We start from the raw sequence: 16,208 nt of genomic DNA, 5'->3' as shown, positions 1-16,208 counted from the left end.
CCTTACTCCGGCACGCGAACGGAGAGGTTTTGAGGCCACTCGGCATTGGCGTCGAGTTTGATCCAGGCCACGCCGGGCAACCCGGTCTTGACCTGATTGAGGTGCTCACGCAGCAACTCCTGCGAAATCTGCGCGCGCACGCGAAACATCAGTTTCTGCCGCTCGCTGGCGGTTTCGACCGTTTTGGGGGTGAACTGCGCCGCGCTGGCGACGAAGGAAACAGTGGCTGGTATCACATACTCCGGCGCGGCATCCAGAATGATGCGGACCTCGGAACCCAGCGCGACGCGGCCGGCCACGGTCTCGGGCAGGAAGAAGGTGATGTACACGTCCGACAGGTCGATCAGGTTCAGGACACGTCCGCCGGCTCCGAGCACCTCGCCGGGTTGCGCCACGCGAACCTGAACCCGTCCGTCGCGCGGGGCACGCAGTTCGCTGTCGCGGATATCGGCTTCGATGCGATTGATGCTGGCCGTGGCGGCGTGCACGCTGGATTGCGCGCCGACCAACTGCGCCTTGGTGGCCTCGACCGCGGCGCGGGCAGCGGCGGCCTGCGCTTTGCTGGCCGCAAGCGTCGCCTGTGCGCCCCGTACGCGTGCCCGGTCATCGTCCAGCTCCTGTATCGAGGCGGCGCCCTCTTGGGACAGGGTTTGCGAACGTTTCAGCCGCCGTTGGGCAGCGTCGAGCTCCGACTCGCGCTGATCGACCAGGGCCAGGGCGGCAACAACGTCGGCTTCGCGCAGCGCCACCTGTGCCTGCGCTGCGGTCACCCCGTGCTCGGCCTGCTGGCGCATGGCCTGAGCCTCGTCGCGCTGCGCTTCAAGTGTCTCCAGTTGCATCCTGGCCAGTGGCTGGCCCGCCGCGACGAAGTCGCCTTCACGCACCAGGATGTCTTCGATACGACCGGGAAGCTTGGTGGCGATGTCGATCTCGGTGGCTTCGATGCGGCCATTGCCGTTGACGAACCCTTCGCCGGGTCCGCTGTCGGCAAGCTCCGTCCAGCCCCACCAGGCCAGCGCGATAACAACCGCTGCAGCGGCAGCGACCAGGAGTTTTTTCTTGAGAGAGGGTGAGACAGTCATAGGTTCGGCGTGCCTTAACGGGTTGATGGGGTGGAAGCGGGAGTCGAGGCCGCACCCTGTGCCTCGCCGGCTGCGGCGAGGGTGCCGCCGCCGAGCGCGGCATACAGCGCCACTTGGCTGGACAGCAGCGCGCGGCGCGCCTGTACCAGTTGTTGCTGGGCTCCCAGCAGATCGCGTTGGGCATCCAGCACTTCCAAGAAGGCGGCCGAGCCGTTGTCGTAGCGCAACTTGGCCAGGCGTGCGCGTTCGCTTTGCGCTTCCAGGTTGGCTCTCTGGATCGTCAACTGCTCAGCCAGCCAGTGCTTTGCGCTCAGCGCATCGGCCACCTCGCGGAAGGCCGATTGAATGGTTTTTTCGTATCCGGCGACGGCGATGTCGCGGCGCACTTCGCTCAGCTCCAGATTGGCGCGGCGGCGCCCGCCATCGAAGATGGGCAGCGACAGGGTGGGCATGAAGGTCCAGGCGCGACTGCCGGAATCGAACAAGCCATTCAAGTCGGAGCTGGCCGTGCCGAAGCTGCCGGTCAGCGCAATGCGCGGCAAGAACGCCGCGCGGGCCGCGCCGATGTGGGCATTGCTGGCACGCAATTGGTGTTCGGCGGAAATGATGTCCGGGCGACTGACCAGCAGCTCCGAAGGCAGACCGGCCCGCAGCTCAGCCAGAACCGTCGTTTCATCGAAGGGTGCCTTGGCGGGCAGCGGGCCGGGATCAGCGCCTACCAGCAGTGCCAGGGCGTGCAGTTGCGTGGTGCGAGCCTGCTCAAGCTGCGTCAGCAGCGCCTGAGCTTGGTTCAGCAGGGTCTGGACCTGTGTGAGATCCAGCTTCGAGGTCGAGCCGACTTCGACGCGGCGCCGGAAAATGCGATAGGACTCCTCGCGGGTGGTCACGGTTTGCCGTGCGATCGCCACGCGTTCGTCGATCTCGCGCAGGCCAAGATAGCCGTCTGCCACCTGGGCGATCAGCGCCAAATGGACGGCCTGGCGAGCCGCGTCGGAAGCCAGCCAAGCTTGCAGGGCGGCGTCTTCCAGGTTGCGGATCCGACCCCACAGATCCAGTTCCCAGGTGGTCAAACCCACCTCGGCCCGGTACTCGCCGCCCACCAGCGATCGGCCCGACATGTTCAGGTCGCCAGGGACCCGCGCGCGTCCACCTTGGGCGCCCACGCCCATGGCAGGAAAACGATCCGAGCGCTGAATGCGGAATGTGGCGCTGGCTTCCTCGACGCGCAGCGCGGCCACGCGCAGGTCGCGGTTGTTTTCCAGCGCAGTCTCGATGAGGCGTTGCAGCAGGGGGTCGGTGAAATACGCCTGCCAGGCAAGCTCTCCCGCGTGGGCGCCGTCGGTGCCTGATCCAAGATGCGCGGGCCAGGCTTCGGGCACGGGCAATGGCGGGGTGTCTGGCGCCGGAGCGAGCGACATGCAGCCGGTCAAGACGACGGCGCTCAGGGCCGACGAGGCAGCGCGCAATCTGAACGCGGGAAACAACGGGGAAGTTGGGAGCATGGTCACGTTCCGTACAGGTATCGGGCTGAAGAGGGTCTGGTCGCAGAGGAGGGAATGGCTGCCACCCGCGCAATGCGGGGTTCGTGGCTGGTGTCCGCAGGCCCTACTTTCTTGCTTGCAAGTGCTGTCAAGCCCACTTCATCTCCTTGTTGATATGTGCATCCCCGTGTTCCCCGGCTGGTTGATAGGGCGCTCTTCCTGTGTCGTAACCCGATGTGCCGGGTTCACTCGCGCCCTGTGTTGATCTGCATTGTGAAATCTTAAAACAAACGACTGGACGGTTGTTTTCAATTATACGTTACAATCCAAGAACCGCAATCAGCGGGCTCGTCGGTCATTGACGCAGGTCAATTCGAGCTGCCGGCTTGGGTTCAAGGAAGGCCCTGATTCTTGGTAGAGCCGGTGACAGGCCCATGGGAACACCCCTCAGATCTTTGAACAGAGCCTTTGAATGCCACCCAAGAAAGATGACGCGCCAGACAACAAGCGCCGCTACCTGTCCTCTGCCGCCAGGAAAGAGGAAATACTCGACGCGGCCCTGGTCGAATTCGCGGATCGGACATACAACGCAGTGTCGATGGAGCGCCTGGCGGAATGCGCGGGCTTGTCCAAGGCTGGCATCTATGCCCACTTCAAAAGCAAGGAAGAAATTTTTCACGCCTTGCTCGAACGTACGACGAAGCAGATTTTTGATTTCCAGGGCTGGCTCCCGGATGAGGATCTGACGTTGCCAGAGCTGGTAGATGTCTACCTGGATCGCCTGTACGCGACCTTCAGCTCCCCTGCCACGATGTCGATCTACCGGCTGCTTCTGGCCGAAAGCGCCCGAACTCCAGAGCTGGTGCAGCGTTGGCACAACGAAGTTGCGCTCGGGCTGAAAGAGCGGGCGCAGACCATCATCCACCGCAACATACGCCGAGGCGTCATTCGCCCAGGCGTCTTGACCGAACACTTCTTCCCGTTGGCGCTCGCGCCCGCAGTGCTGTGGCTGAGTTCCTCGATGCTGTCCAAGGGCAGTCCTTCCATCTCGCTGGTGCAGTTACGGGATGCGCACCGGCAACTGTTGCTTGAGCTTTTGCAGCCTCAATGAGCGGAGTGATGCACATAGTCCTGCGCGCCCTTGCAGGCTTGGCGATCGGCTTTGTGGTACTGCTGCTGACTGTGTGGGGTGCGCTGGCTCTGTGGCATCAGATGCCGGGACCTTCGGTGGTGCGATGGTTCGTCATTGCCATGTGGTCTACGTTGGGTGTGACCGTTGTCTTGTCGCGGGCGGGCTTGCTTGGGCGGCGCAATCGCAACATCGCCGGATTCGCATTTGTGATCGCAGCCGCCTCCCTGCTCATGTGGTGGGGGACGCTGCAGCCGTCACACCAGCGTGTATGGGCTGACGATGTCGCCCAGTTGCTGGAGGCCAGGATCGACGGCAACCATGTTCACCTGAATAATGTGCGCAACTTCCAGTGGCGCAGCGAAACCGACTACACCCCGCAGTGGGAGAGCCGCACATACGACCTGGATCGTCTGCGCAGCGCCGACTTGGTGCTTTCCTACTGGATGGGGCCGCACATCGCCCACACCCTGGTGTCGTTCGGCTTCGATGGCGGTGAACGCGTGGTGTTCTCGCTGGAAATTCGCAAGGAACGCCATGAGTCCTTCTCGGCGGTAGGAGGATTCTTCCGTCAGTTCGAGCAGATCCTGGTAGCCGCCGATGAGCGAGACATTGTGCGTACGCGCAGCAACGCGCGAGGCGAAGATGTTTATCTCTATCGCTTGCAGATGAATCAGGCGAGTGCCCGCGCGTTGTTTCTGGAGTATCTGAACGCGGCCAATGAACTGCGGCAGAAACCGCGCTTTTACAACACGTTAACCAGTAACTGCACGACCATCGTATTCGAGCTGGCCCGGGTCATTGCGCCCGCATTGCCAATGGACTATCGCCTGCTGCTGTCTGGATATTTTGCGCGGTACGTCTACGACCTGCATGGATTGACGCCTGGCTATCGTTACGATGAATTGCAGGCACTGGGGCATATCAACGAACGTGCCCTTGCTTCCGATGTGTCAGAGGATGACTTCTCGATGTCGATTCGACAAGGCGTGCCAGGCATCCCTGCCAACGAGGTGAATCCATGAGGTTCCCGCAGGCCTGCCTTCTCATTGCATGCGCCGCTCTTGCTCCGCTGCTGCTGGGGGGCTGCTCGATCCTGCGCGAGTTCGGCCCAGTGGTTGAAGTTCATACGCTACCTGCCAGGGAGGCCATCGAACTCAAGCGCGGCGACATCCTGACACGTGGCAAGCTCAGCGATGCGACTGTCCAGACCATCAGGGTGGCGGCATTGGATGAGCAGGCATGCGCAAAGCCGATCTCCTCGGAGTGCGCGGAGGCCTTGGCTACCGTGACGGGGGTCGCCACGGATAGACGCCTGGCTGCACTGTCCGAACTATGGCTGGCGCAGGCTCAGGCCATGAAGCCCGGCTCAGCGCAGCAAGCCGCCTGGCTTGAGACGATTCGCTATGCCTATGCTTATCTGTTCCTTGGTGACCATACTCCGGGAGAGCGGGCCTTCGAGGATCGCCAGACCCAAGTGCGGGATTGGTATAACTATGCCGTCGAGCATGCGGCCACCGGCATGTTCGAAGTTCGGCAACAAATGCCGACGCAGTTGCCCGACCAGACCAGTTGGAACATTGCAGGCTGGGAACTGAAGCTGGATATGCGCGGCGCGCGCTTACCGGGCAGTACGGCGGTGCCAGCCGAACTCCTGCCAGCCTCGTCCCTGTCTTTCCGTGGATTGCGTAGCCTCTACCGGCGCGACGGCTTTGGCGCCGAGCTTGTGGCGGTCATTCCGGACGAGTCCCTGAGCGCCGCCCCAACTCGGGGTGGTCGCCCAGCGGCAAAACATGATCAGCAACCGCTGCCCTGGAGCGAGATGCCCGCGCCGTCCATGACGGTTCTGCTGCATCCCGACGGAGACAACTTGGACAGCGTGCTGCATGCTCGTACAGCCCGTCTGACGGTGCATGACCCCTATGTGGAATCGGCCATTATGCTGCGCGGCCAACGTGTGCCGCTGGCGGCCAATTTCACGGCCGGCTATGGCGTATGGCTGGCCCGTGCCAATTTCAACCGCCAGTCGCTGCGCAGCCTGCTCGGGCGCGAGGGTGGCATCGACCGCCCGCACGTCTACTTGATGCAGCCCTACGATCCGAACAGGCGGATCATCGTCATGCTGCACGGACTGGCCAGCAGCCCTGAAGCCTGGGTGGAACTCGCCAACGAAATCCTGGGCGATGAGGCCCTGCGCCAGCATTACCAGATCTGGCAGGTCTACTACCCGACCAACATGCCAGTCGCGTTGAACCACGCCATGATTCGCAGGGCGCTCGGGGATACGCTGACGCATTTCGACCCATCCGGCCAAGCGCCGGCGTCGTCCGACCTCGTGCTGGTGGGGCATAGCATGGGCGGGGTCATCGCGCGGTTGATGGTGTCGTCAACCGATCAATCGCTGGTGCAATTGGCTGCGGATCACAGTCGGTTGACGCCGCAGCAGATCAGGCGCATTGATCCCATGTTGCGCTTCGAGCCCTTCCCGAATGTCAGCAGTGCCATCTTCATCGCGGCGCCTCATCGGGGCACATCGGTCGCGGGTGGACGCCTGGGGCGCTGGATGGCGGGATTTATCCGCTTTCCCATTACGGTGCTCGAAGAACTCGCCCATACACTGGCACCCAATGCGGCCGCCAGCAGCCGTGAAAGCCTGGCAACCATTCCCAATAGCGTGAACAATCTCGACGAAAACGATCCGTTCGTGCGTACGGCGGCGGGCTTTCCCATCTCATCCCAGGTGCGCTATCACTCGATCGTGGCCCAAGCCAATTCCGAAGTGGCCCTCGATGATTCCGATGACGGTCTTGTGCCTTATCGCAGCGCACATCTTCCCGGCGCACAGTCCGAGAAAGTCATTATTTCGGGGCACAGCGTGCAACAGAGCGCGGCCGCGATACTGGAGATCCAGCGCATTCTGAGGGAGGACATGGCTCTGCGGGAAGCCCATTTCATGCAGCCATAGACAACTGCCATCTGCTGTATGCAGCTGAGCTGATTTGGGCAGGTTTCTATCTTTCAGATGGGCGTAGTGCACCAACGCGCCATTCCTTCCGGCACGCTGGTGCATCTGCGTGCCGCACTGCGGACAAGGCGGCGACGGCGGCAGCGCGATGGAAAGCGCCGCGCCCCGATGCTCCTGCACGAGCTGGGCCACCCAGGCGGATTGCTTGGCGATGAAGGTGTCCAGCGTCATCTGGCCGGCCTCGATCATATCGAGCGCCTGCTCCCAGATGGCGGTCATGCCGGGATCGGCGATGGCGGCCGGCACGGCGTCGATGAGCGTGAAGGCCGCATCCGACGCGCGGATGGCGCGGCCCTTCCTCAGCAGGTAGCCGCGATCGAGCAGGCCCGTGATCGTGCTGGCGCGCGTGGCCTCGGTGCCGATGCCCGTCGTCTCCTTCAGCTTCTGCTTCAGACGCGGGTCGTCCACCAGCTTGGCCACACCCTTCATCGCCTTGACCAGTTCGCCCTGGGTGTAGGGCTTGGGCGGCAGCGTTTTCAACGCCTTTAGTTCGACCTGTTCGACCCCGCAGCGCGATCCGCTCGCCAGTGGCGGCAGCACCTGGCTGCGCTGCGCTTCCTCGCCATCAGGAGCGTCCGGCTCCGGTTTCGCCAGTATGCGGTGCCAGCCAATCACGGCGATCTGCTTGCCCACCGCCACGAGCGCCTGGCCGCCGCAAGCGAGCTGCGCCACCGTGCGGTCGAACTCATGGTCCGGGAGGAACTGCGCGAGGTAATGGGCGCGGATCAGCCGGTAGACAGCCAGCTCCTTCGCGTCCATGGCCGACAGGTTGGCGGGCTCCAGCGTCGGGATGATGCCGTGGTGCGCCGTCACCTTGCCGTCGTTCCAGGCGCGCGAACGCTGGTTGCGGTCGAGCTGGCCGACCAAGGGTCGCAGGCTGGGATCGGTGGCGAGCAGTGCATCGAGCACCGCCGGCACTTCGGCGAGCATGCTTTCGGGCAAATATCCCGAGTCGCTGCGCGGATAGGTCGTCGCCTTGTGCGTCTCGTACAGCGCCTGCGCGATGTCGAGTGTCTCCTGCACCTCGAGGCCGATCTGACGCGAACACACTTCCTGCAGGGTGCCCAGATCGAACGGCAGCGGCGGTGCCTCGCGCACGCGCTCGGTGTTCACCGACACGACCTGCGCATCGCGTGCCGCGCGAAGGCGGTCCGCAGCCTGCTGCGCCACCGCCTGCTGAAGGCAGCGACCCGCTGCATCCGTGCTGCCTTCGGGCGGCATCCAGCTCGCGGTGAAGGACTGGCCGGCATGGACAAGCAGCACATCCACGGTCCAATACGGCACGGAGACGAAGCGCGCGATCTCGCGATCACGATCCACGACCAACTTCAGCGTCGGCGTCTGCACGCGCCCCACCGACAGCACGCCGGTGTAGCCGGCCTGGCGCCCCAGCAGTGTGAACAAGCGGCTCAGGTTCATCCCGATCAGCCAGTCGGCGCGCGATCGGGCGAGTGCGGAGAAATACAGTGGCAGCGTCTCGGCGGACGGCTTGAGCGCCCCCAGCGCCTTGCGGATCGACGCATCGTTGAGCGCCGACAGCCACAGGCGCTGAATCGGACCGCGGTAGCCGCATAGGTCGATGATCTCGCGGGCGATCATCTCGCCCTCGCGGTCGGCGTCGGTCGCAATCACCAGTTCGCTCGCCTTGGCGACGAGCAGCTGCACCACCTTGAACTGCGCTGCGGTCGCCGCCTTGGGCTCGACCCGCCAACGCTCAGGAAGAATGGGCAGTTGCTCGATGGCCCAGCGCTTGTATTGCTCGCCGTAGCCTTCGGGCGGAACCGCCTCCACCAGATGACCGATGCACCAGGTCACGACGACATCCACACCGGTGTAGCAGCCGTTGCCGCGTTGGCCGGCGCCCAGCACACGGGCGATGTCCTTGCCCTGGGACGGCTTCTCGCACAGGAACACGCGCATGAAGCCTCCTTGTGAGTGTGTGGTTCATCGGATGAGGGTCAGCTTGGTGGGGCCCGGAGATGCCAGCAGCAAGGAAGCCGATTGGTGCGGACACCGCTTTGCGATCGGCAGGCAGGCGGTCCGTTGCTGCAGCGGTGCGGATAGACCGCGGGAGTTGGCACAGCAAGAGCGTCGTTTCGGGAGGGCGGCTGGAACTCCCTGGACAACCTTGGAGCTATCCCCTGGGGATAGCTCGCTGGTGCATCGCGGGCGTATGACGATTGCTACAGCCGCCCTCGGGGAAGCGACGATGGGCGAACTACTGTCCGCCGGCCGGTTTGGCACTGAGCGCCACCGACTCGATGCGGTACGGCAGGATGCCCACGCGCCGGGCCTCGATCTTGAAGGTGACGCGCTCGTTCTCGTCGGCGTCCTCCCACTCGTCGCGCACGGCGCGGCCTTCGACCAGCACGCGCATGCCCTTCTGGTACAGCGCCCTCCAGTGCTCGGCGTCGCGATGCCACAGTTCCACCGGCGCCCAGAAGCCACCGCGATCTTCGTACTCGCCGTCCTTCTTCGGGATCGGGTTGTCGAAATAGACGTTCAGTCGCACCAGCCGGCGCGGCTCGTCGTTGCCATTCGGGAATTCGCGGTAGTCCGGCGCAGAACCGATGTTGCCCTCGCCGACGAAGTGCGTGCTCATGGTGACTCCTTGGTGGTGGATGGAACGGGCGCGGTATGCCCGTGGACACGGCGCAGGTAAGCCGCTTCGGCCTGCGCGGCCTTGCTGGCGCACGCCTGGGCTTGGCGAGCGATGCTGTGAGTGAGGCTGATCTGCATGTTCAGCACGATGCGCTGCAGCTCCATCGCGTACAGCTCGTCGATCAGCGCGGCCGGCGTCGCGGGGTTGGCCAGCAGAGCCTCCCACAACGCCACGCCCATTGAAGAACGGTCGAGATTGCGCCAGCGCAGGAAGGTCGTCCCTGCGCCAGTCGTCTGCTGGGCCAGTTGCACGCCGAGCAGGCTGAAGGGGTAGGCGCGCGCCTGGGGCAACACGCGTCGCTGTGCGAGGCCGATCACGCCGTCACGCAGCGCCGTGCACTGGCTGACCCAGTTCTCCAGACTCCCCTTACCCTTAAAAGGCTGTAAAAGGCCTTTTAGGTAGCCTGCGTGTTCCAGCCGCTGGAAGTCCGCCTGTTCCAGCGCCACGAAGCGCGTGGCGTGGCTGTTGGGGCCCGACGCTGTCATGCGCCGCCCCCCTCGTCACCTGCCCTACCATCGGAGGCGCCACCCGTATGCACCGGGGCATCGGGCTCGAGGACGGGTGCAGCAGGCGGCGTGTCGTGCTTGTTCGTCCGCCGCGCGATCGGTGGCGCGAAGCGCGAGCGGTGCGTGCCTTCCAGCACCTGCTGTGGCAGCTCGCCGAATTTCTCCAGCGCCGCTCGCGCCGCCGCGTTCTTCGCCGCGAAGTCGTCGCGCGTCGTGCCCGAGTAGCGGTACTGCTGGGCCAGCGAGAACAGGCTGCGCAGCGCGTGTGCGCCCTCATTGAGCCAGCGCTCCAAGGTGCTGCGGTCGATCAGCGCCGTGTGGTGCGCCAGGATGAGCTTGCGTGCCAGGTCGTCGTAGTCGGCCAGCAGATACACCGCCATGAAGCCGAGCTGCGCATTCACGAACAGCGGCAGCTTCACCGGCTGCACATTCATGTTCTCGCCCAGCGACAGCGCCGGTGGCACGTCGGCCAGGGCCTGATCCACCTGTTCGCGCAGGGTCTGCAGGCGGGTCTTGGTGTCGGCGAGCTTGTCCTCGATCCGCAACATCCACCAGTCCGAGTACGGGTCGTCCTGCTCCGCGCCGCGCTTCATCTTGTTCATGGCGCCGATGAAACCGTTGAGACCGATGATGCCGGGACGCCCCTCGGTCGGTGCGCGGCCGTGCCAGATGCGCGAGGCGTGGTGCGTGTGCAGCGTCAGCGACATCGCGCTGCGCAGCGATCCGAGATTCAGTTGCAGGGGTTCTGTGCGTTCGTTGGCCATGGGAGCGACTCGCGGTGAAGGGGCGAGTCACCAGCATCGGCATCGGCCGGAAGGCTGTCAGTCAACAAACCGCAGCCCATGCGCGCCCGGTTTGTTCCGCACGGAAGGCTGTGTGTGCCGGCTATCCCCTGGGGATAGGGTTCCGACCGGCAAGGGGCCGAAAGGTGAGACGGCGTTGCGTTGTCAGCGCTTCCAGCTGGATTGGTCGCGGGGCAGCCGCCCGTCGGGATCATTGACCACGACGGAATTGCCGTCCTTGAGTCGATCCACGTACACGACGACATTGGTGCCGCCGTCGTTCGCCTGACTGGGGAACAGGATCCCCGCGTGGCCCTGGGCCAGCACCATGTCGCCCAGCACCCAAGTAGGCGGCTCGATGTGCAGGTCGAATTTCAGGTGGCGCCAGTCCTCACGCCAGTCGTGCCACAGCTCATCCCAAGAATCGCCCTCATGGAGTTGGCGCAGATCGACCAGTCTGCGCAAAGTTGCGGTGTTCGAGCACATCGTGCAGGGCGACAGGAAGGGCGAGGTCTGCTGGTACTCGCGCAATGCGGTCACCTCCTCCAGCGACAGATACAGCGCCTCGATGCCCTCCCGGTTGAAGCGCCCGCCCTTGGCCGCCGCACCCGCGCCGCTGGTGGGCCGGCTGGCCCACTGCGGGGTATGCGCGCGGAACAGTGTGGTGCCGGGCGGCAGGTCGTGGAGGATCATCCGGTGAACCCCGCACTGATCGACTCCAAGTAATCGATCGCATCGTCGGTGCGTCCTTCCTGCACCAACTGCAGCAGGGTCTTGTGGCGGAACGCCGGAATGGGCTCGTTCTTGACCATGAAAAGCGCACGCGCGGTGTTCGGCTGCACTGCCGTGGCGGCCGACAGCACCCGCATGAGATCGCGCAGCGCGGCCTGCAGTCGCGGGGACTCAGGGTGAGTGCGCAGGGTGTTGCGGTGCACCCCGGCCAGCGTGGCCAAGTCCTGGTACTGCAGACCAAACGCATCGGCGACGCCCGTGGCGGAGATGTGGGACGTGCCAGCTTCACGCACCGACTCAAGCACGTCCGAGAAAGCGATAGAGGCCATGGCGCTGCTCCCATAGGAAAGGAATCGTGCGCATATTATACGCACAGTTTACGCACAGCGCAAAGCAGCTTTCCGCTCCCTGCCGGAAGACTCCCTGTCCCAGCTATCCCGTGGGGATAGCTCAGGCGTCGCGCAAGGCTGAGCGCAGCCGTGCGAGGTAGGCGCGCGCCACCTCGGGGTCGGCCGGACGGGAACCCGAAGGCGACGACGATGGCGCCGGCCCCGCGGCTCGCGGCGCGGGCGGCGCTGCTGCGTCGGTCCCCGCCCACGCCTTGAACTCCCCTCGCAGCGCCTTCTGGATGATGCCGAACAAGTAGCCCGCGGGATTGCGCACCGTGCTGCCGCCACAGCGCGCCGCCCACTCGTCGAGCACCGCCTGGCGCTGGGTTTCGGCCACCTGCTGCAGGGCAACCAGTGCGCCGGCCTGCTGCTCGTCCTTCAGGCGCAGGAAGCGCTCGGGCAGCCGGAGGTTCTGCATTGCCTTCGCGCGCGGTACGGTACGTACTTCATTCATACGATCAATACGTACTGTACGGTCCTCCTTCGGAATCCGAAGTGAGCCGTCCGATACGGGTTTCGGCCCTGCTTCGGATTCCGAAGACGGGCGCGCAGCATTCCGAGGAAGGGCATCCTGGCCTTCTTCGGAATCGTAGTCGGCGACCTCCTGTGGATAACTCTCCGTCGCCAAACCGTGGCGTGTCATGCGCTGCGCCAGCGCCTGCAAGCGGGTCGGCAGCGTGCGGCCGCTTAGCAGCGGGTCTTCGGCAATCTCCTTGAGCGTGTTCATGCCCACGATCTGTACCGCCTTGGCGGCATGGGTCAGCGCCTGGCTCACCAGGCCGAGGTAGTCGGCATCGAGCTGCATCGCCTCGAACGGCGACAGTGGTTCGTCGTGCAGCACGTAGAGGTTGCCCTGGATGCGGCCGGTCCTGGGATCGCGTCGCCGCCGTACCAGGCTGAGCCAACGCGTCAGCCGCAGCAACGTCAGGGCGCGCGCCACGGTCTCGTGCGAGGCCTGCGCCGCGCAGGGCATGGACGCCAGATAGGGGCAGAGCTGATCGTAGGTTGGAAAGGCGGTCACGCCATCGTCGTTGAGCTGAAGGCGGAACACCTGCCAGGCATTGCGCTCCAGCGGTGTCAGGCGACGGTCGAGGAACAGCGCGCGCGGAACGCTCTCGTGCCGGTTGCCGCTGTACAGAAAACCATCTTGGCGCGGCGCCGCGCCCTGCCCCGTTTCCTTGGGCTCAAGGTGCCGTAGCGCTTCGTCGAACAAGGCCGACAGCGCAACGGAGCCTTCGCGCCGTGGTACGTCGCCCTTGGTCATGGCCTACACCAGTCCCTGGTCGATCCAGTTTCTTATCGCCGCCCACACCACCGACATCGGCAGGCTGAGCGCCTCGGCCAGGTCCATGGTCAGCGCCAGCATCGCCATATCGTCGGTCAGGGCGACATGGCGCTCGGCGACGCCGACCTTCCAGCGCTCCCACAGGGCCACGTCCTGCGCCTCGTCGAGCACAGGATGCCGGCCCTTGCGCTTTGGCAACCCGAGGATGTCGCGGCGCAGCGCCACTTCCTGATGCGTGAGGCCGTAGAAGCTGCTGACCATCTCGGTGCTGGCCCCCAGGCGCAGCATGCGGTCCACCGTCGCGATCTCCCGCTCCACGTCATGCACCTGGCTCAGCAGCCGCTTCAACACTTCCCGGTTCACCGACACCGAACACCACGACACAGTGGCATTCACGAGCATGCTCACGAGCTCGGGGCGCTTCAGCGCATCCAGTTCCTCCTCGCCGAAGCCCATCGCCTTGCAGCGACGCAGCTGGCCGTTGTGAAGATCGTGCAGCGCCTGGGCAATGACTGCCTGATTGAGCGGATGCGATGCCGACATGGGAGCCTCCTCAGCGCTCAAGACACGTGGCCCGGGTCACCGGCTTCCAGATCCAGCAGCCGGCGCGCCAGGCGCAGCAGACGGAACAGCTTCACCAGCCCGGCATCGCTCAGGCGCATGGCCAGGCCGCCGTGACCATGGAGCAGCGAGCCCAGGTCATCGGCCAGACGCGCGCGATCCAGTCCGGTCGCAGGCGCCGATGCGGGGCTCAGCGCGCGCAGCAGGATCAGAACCCCATGCGCGAATGCTGGCAAGGCCTTTGCCTCGTCCACGGCCAGCGTCACGCAGACGAAGCCGATGCCGCTGTCGCTGGCTTCAACCCGGTTGGCCACTCCCGCTTCGTCGGCGATTTCGCGAGCGAACTGCGCAATGTGCACGCGCAGACGATCCGGCACATCAAGGCTTGGCTCGATGTACCAGACGTCGGAGACCGGATAGAGCCCGCCGGCCTGCACCGGGATCGCGCGCAGCGCATCGACCTCGAAATCAGGCAGTTTGTCGCCGAGCTGGTCCGCGACCATTCGCTGGATGGACTGCAGGCGCTCGGTGGTCGGCACCGGCGTCACGATGTGACCCCGCAAGCGCTCGTCGCGCTGGCCGTCCTGCTCCTCCGTCGCCTTGGGCGATGCAGGCGGCGTCGCCTCTGGTGCCGGAGGCGTGGCCGACGTGGTGTCGCGCGGCGCAGACGAGACGCGTGGCTGCTGAGGCGCGGAGACCGGTAGGGGAGGAAGAGCAGGCACGACAGACGCTGCCGGTGGCGTCGACGGCGCGGGTTCGCTGGTCAACGCACGCTGGCGGCTTTCGCTATCGTTGATCTCCAACGCCAGCGTGTCGTAGTCCGCCTCCAGCAGTTCGGCCATCTGGCCCACCAGTTCGTCCTGCACGCGCTGGGGCGAGAAGCCCTCCGGTTGCATGTCGAACGGCGACAGCACATCCTGGAACAGCGAAGCGAAGTCCACGGCCAGCGGCCGGCCCAGCGCACGGCGTTCCCAAATGCGCTCGCACGCCTTGCGCAGCACCGCGAGCCGCTCTACCTGATGCCGGCCCAGCCCGCCGTAGAGCAGGCTCGGTATCGCCGGCAGCAGATAGCGCACGGCATCGTTCATCCGGCTGATGTGCGACTGCGGTACCGGATAGCCGTCGGCCGTCAGCCGCCGCGCGAGTTCGCTCTGCGACAACGCCTGCCCGCTTTCCTGCTCGTAAAACTCGCGCGCCTTCTCGATGCCCAACGCGCGCTCGATGAAGGTCAGCCCACCGCGCAGCTCATTCTCCGCCAGATGCCCTGTCAGCGCCACGATTTCGCCGCGCGCCGGCCATGGACGAAACAGGCACGCAAGGCGGAAGAAGCGCTCCTCCCTGGTCTCGCTCCACAGTTCCCGCAGGATGGCCAGCCGCGTGTTGCCGCCATTGCGAATGATGTAGTGCGTCTCGCCCGGCCTGCGCGTGATCGCGGGAGGCGCGTCCAGCCCGCGTTCGCGGATGGAGGCCTTGATCTCCGAATAGGCCGGGTTGCGTGTCACGCGCGGGTCATGGTCGTAGGGCCGCAACTGGTCCAGCGTCACCACCATCGGCGTATCGGCGATGGGGTCGCTCAAGGCCGCGGCCGAAGGGCCGCTGCGCTCGAAGCCGGTGGTCAACAACTTGGCAGCCATGTCCTGGGGCGTCAGCTCAGCCATGGCCGATCTCCTGCGCCTGCCGGTCAGCGCGGCGAAGCTGCGCGCGGGCATTGCGGTCGGCACGATGGTCGCTCGCCGTCGCGCTGGTGTAGATCGACGTGCAACCTGGTTTCGTGAATTTCAGGTGCCCGCCGGATGTGCGCACCACGCGCCAGCCTTCGCCCTGCGCGAACTCGATCAGCGCACGCAGCCGCTCACGGCCGCGTGCCAGTTCACGCGCGCTCGCCATGGGCGGCCCCTCCCCCATCGGGCCGGCCGGTGACCAGCGAAAAGCGCTCCCGCCACGCGGGGAACAGCTCGCCGGCCAGCGTACGCATGGTCTCCAGTGCCGCGGGCGCCGTTCGCCCAGCCGGCTGCCGGTACTCCACCCGATGCACCGGCAATCCTCGTGTCGCAGCGCGTGGATAGGCTTCGATGGCCGGCACATCGGTGTCCAGCACCTGCACACCGGCCTGTTCCTGGAACACCTGTCGCAGCGCCTGCTGGACCATCCGCGCGTTCGACGACACCGGATGCACACGGTTGATGAGCAGGCGCAGCAGCGGCGGCTCGATGCCCAGGTGCCGATACGGCGCGATGTCCTCGATCAGTTGCAGCGTGCCGCGCCGCAGCTCGCGCGCCGCAAGGATTTCCGGTGTTACCGGCGACAGCGCGAGGTCGGACGCCAAAACTGCCATCTCCAGCAGCACACTGCGCGCGCCCTGGGTGTCGATCAGCAGCAAGTCGTAGCGCGAACGAAAGACGGGAAGCAAATGCCGCAGTCGCAGGCGCCCGTCCGGAGCGTGCAACAGCAGCGTACTCAGCTCACCGCGGTCGTCGTTGGAGAGCACCAGATCCAGGCCTGCGATCGCGGTGCGCGATACCAGTTGCTCGATGCGCCGCTCGTTGAAGGCCAGCATCTCGTAGATGCCGCCGG

15 protein-coding genes and 1 pseudogene are annotated in these 16,208 nt (G+C 65.2%); 3 read left to right on the top strand and 13 right to left on the bottom strand.

The window, feature by feature from the left end:
* Positions 1 to 2 precede the first annotated feature (2 nt).
* Together PLC66_RS15990 and PLC66_RS15985 are read right to left on the bottom strand one after the other, a co-directional pair.
* Positions 3 to 1,082 carry an HlyD family secretion protein gene (locus PLC66_RS15990; RefSeq protein WP_324542178.1) on the bottom strand — a complete coding sequence of 360 codons (1,080 nt, stop codon included), beginning with the start codon at positions 1,080 to 1,082 and terminating at the stop codon, positions 3 to 5.
* 14 nt (positions 1,083 to 1,096) lie between these two features.
* Complete coding sequence (locus tag PLC66_RS15985; protein WP_324542176.1) at positions 1,097 to 2,584, bottom strand: efflux transporter outer membrane subunit; 1,488 nt, start codon at positions 2,582 to 2,584, stop codon at positions 1,097 to 1,099.
* A gap of 451 nt (positions 2,585 to 3,035) precedes the next feature.
* Here PLC66_RS15985 and PLC66_RS15980 point away from each other — a divergent pair, with 451 nt between their 5' ends.
* Genes PLC66_RS15980 through PLC66_RS15970 form a run of 3 tightly spaced genes read left to right on the top strand, consistent with a single transcriptional unit; the run spans position 3,036 to position 6,657 of the window.
* Positions 3,036 to 3,674 carry a TetR/AcrR family transcriptional regulator gene (locus PLC66_RS15980; protein WP_324542174.1) on the top strand — a complete coding sequence of 213 codons (639 nt, stop codon included), beginning with the start codon at positions 3,036 to 3,038 and terminating at the stop codon, positions 3,672 to 3,674.
* Entirely contained in the window at positions 3,671 to 4,717 is a 1,047-nt protein-coding gene (locus PLC66_RS15975; protein WP_324542172.1) for a lipoprotein N-acyltransferase Lnb domain-containing protein, read from the top strand. The genes PLC66_RS15980 and PLC66_RS15975 overlap by 4 nt, the downstream gene beginning before the upstream one ends.
* The gene (locus PLC66_RS15970; RefSeq protein WP_324542170.1) at positions 4,714 to 6,657 is read left to right on the top strand and encodes an esterase/lipase family protein; all 1,944 of its coding nucleotides are present in this window, start codon (positions 4,714 to 4,716) and stop codon (positions 6,655 to 6,657) included. The genes PLC66_RS15975 and PLC66_RS15970 overlap by 4 nt, the downstream gene beginning before the upstream one ends.
* 75 nt (positions 6,658 to 6,732) lie before the next feature.
* On the opposite strand, the pseudogene PLC66_RS15965 reads toward PLC66_RS15970, so the two are convergent.
* The 11 genes and pseudogenes from PLC66_RS15965 to PLC66_RS15915 form a co-directional block, all read right to left on the bottom strand.
* Positions 6,733 to 8,637: pseudogene (locus tag PLC66_RS15965) on the bottom strand (DNA topoisomerase III); the annotation flags it as partial.
* A 298-nt stretch (positions 8,638 to 8,935) separates the two neighbouring features.
* Positions 8,936 to 9,319: a single-stranded DNA-binding protein gene (locus tag PLC66_RS15960; RefSeq protein WP_324542168.1), complete on the bottom strand. Its 384-nt coding sequence runs from the start codon at positions 9,317 to 9,319 to the stop codon at positions 8,936 to 8,938.
* The gene (locus PLC66_RS15955) at positions 9,316 to 9,864 is read right to left on the bottom strand and encodes a DUF3158 family protein (RefSeq protein ID WP_324542166.1); all 549 of its coding nucleotides are present in this window, start codon (positions 9,862 to 9,864) and stop codon (positions 9,316 to 9,318) included. The genes PLC66_RS15960 and PLC66_RS15955 overlap by 4 nt, the downstream gene beginning before the upstream one ends.
* Positions 9,861 to 10,649, bottom strand: a complete 789-nt coding sequence (locus PLC66_RS15950) for a PFL_4669 family integrating conjugative element protein (protein ID WP_324542164.1) — start codon at positions 10,647 to 10,649, stop codon at positions 9,861 to 9,863. Before PLC66_RS15950 ends, PLC66_RS15955 begins: the two co-directional genes overlap by 4 nt.
* Positions 10,650 to 10,832: 183 nt before the next feature.
* Positions 10,833 to 11,360 (bottom strand): RES family NAD+ phosphorylase, encoded by a 528-nt coding sequence (locus tag PLC66_RS15945; protein ID WP_324542162.1) that lies wholly within the window; start codon positions 11,358 to 11,360, stop codon positions 10,833 to 10,835.
* Positions 11,357 to 11,728, bottom strand: coding sequence for a DNA-binding protein (locus PLC66_RS15940; protein WP_324542160.1), 372 nt, complete (start codon positions 11,726 to 11,728; stop codon positions 11,357 to 11,359). The genes PLC66_RS15945 and PLC66_RS15940 overlap by 4 nt, the downstream gene beginning before the upstream one ends.
* Positions 11,729 to 11,849: 121 nt before the next feature.
* Complete coding sequence (locus PLC66_RS15935) at positions 11,850 to 13,052, bottom strand: STY4528 family pathogenicity island replication protein (protein ID WP_324542158.1); 1,203 nt, start codon at positions 13,050 to 13,052, stop codon at positions 11,850 to 11,852.
* Between the two features lie 3 nt (positions 13,053 to 13,055).
* A complete protein-coding gene (locus PLC66_RS15930; RefSeq protein WP_324542156.1) occupies positions 13,056 to 13,616 on the bottom strand; it encodes a DUF2857 domain-containing protein in 561 nt (186 codons plus the stop codon).
* A gap of 17 nt (positions 13,617 to 13,633) precedes the next feature.
* Positions 13,634 to 15,292, bottom strand: a complete 1,659-nt coding sequence (locus PLC66_RS15925; RefSeq protein WP_324542154.1) for a ParB family protein — start codon at positions 15,290 to 15,292, stop codon at positions 13,634 to 13,636.
* A complete protein-coding gene (locus PLC66_RS15920; protein WP_004362265.1) occupies positions 15,285 to 15,521 on the bottom strand; it encodes a type II toxin-antitoxin system HicA family toxin in 237 nt (78 codons plus the stop codon). Before PLC66_RS15920 ends, PLC66_RS15925 begins: the two co-directional genes overlap by 8 nt.
* A partial coding sequence (locus PLC66_RS15915; RefSeq protein WP_324542151.1) for a ParA family protein occupies positions 15,505 to 16,208 on the bottom strand: 704 nt, incomplete at its 5' end. The genes PLC66_RS15920 and PLC66_RS15915, both read right to left, overlap by 17 nt.

The sequence above is a fragment of the Thauera sp. genome (assembly GCF_035444905.1).
In the GTDB taxonomy this organism is placed as follows: Bacteria; Pseudomonadota; Gammaproteobacteria; order Burkholderiales; family Rhodocyclaceae; genus Thauera.
The sequence above is the reverse complement of the archived record's forward strand: the minus strand, read 5'-3'. Positions and strand labels throughout refer to the sequence as shown.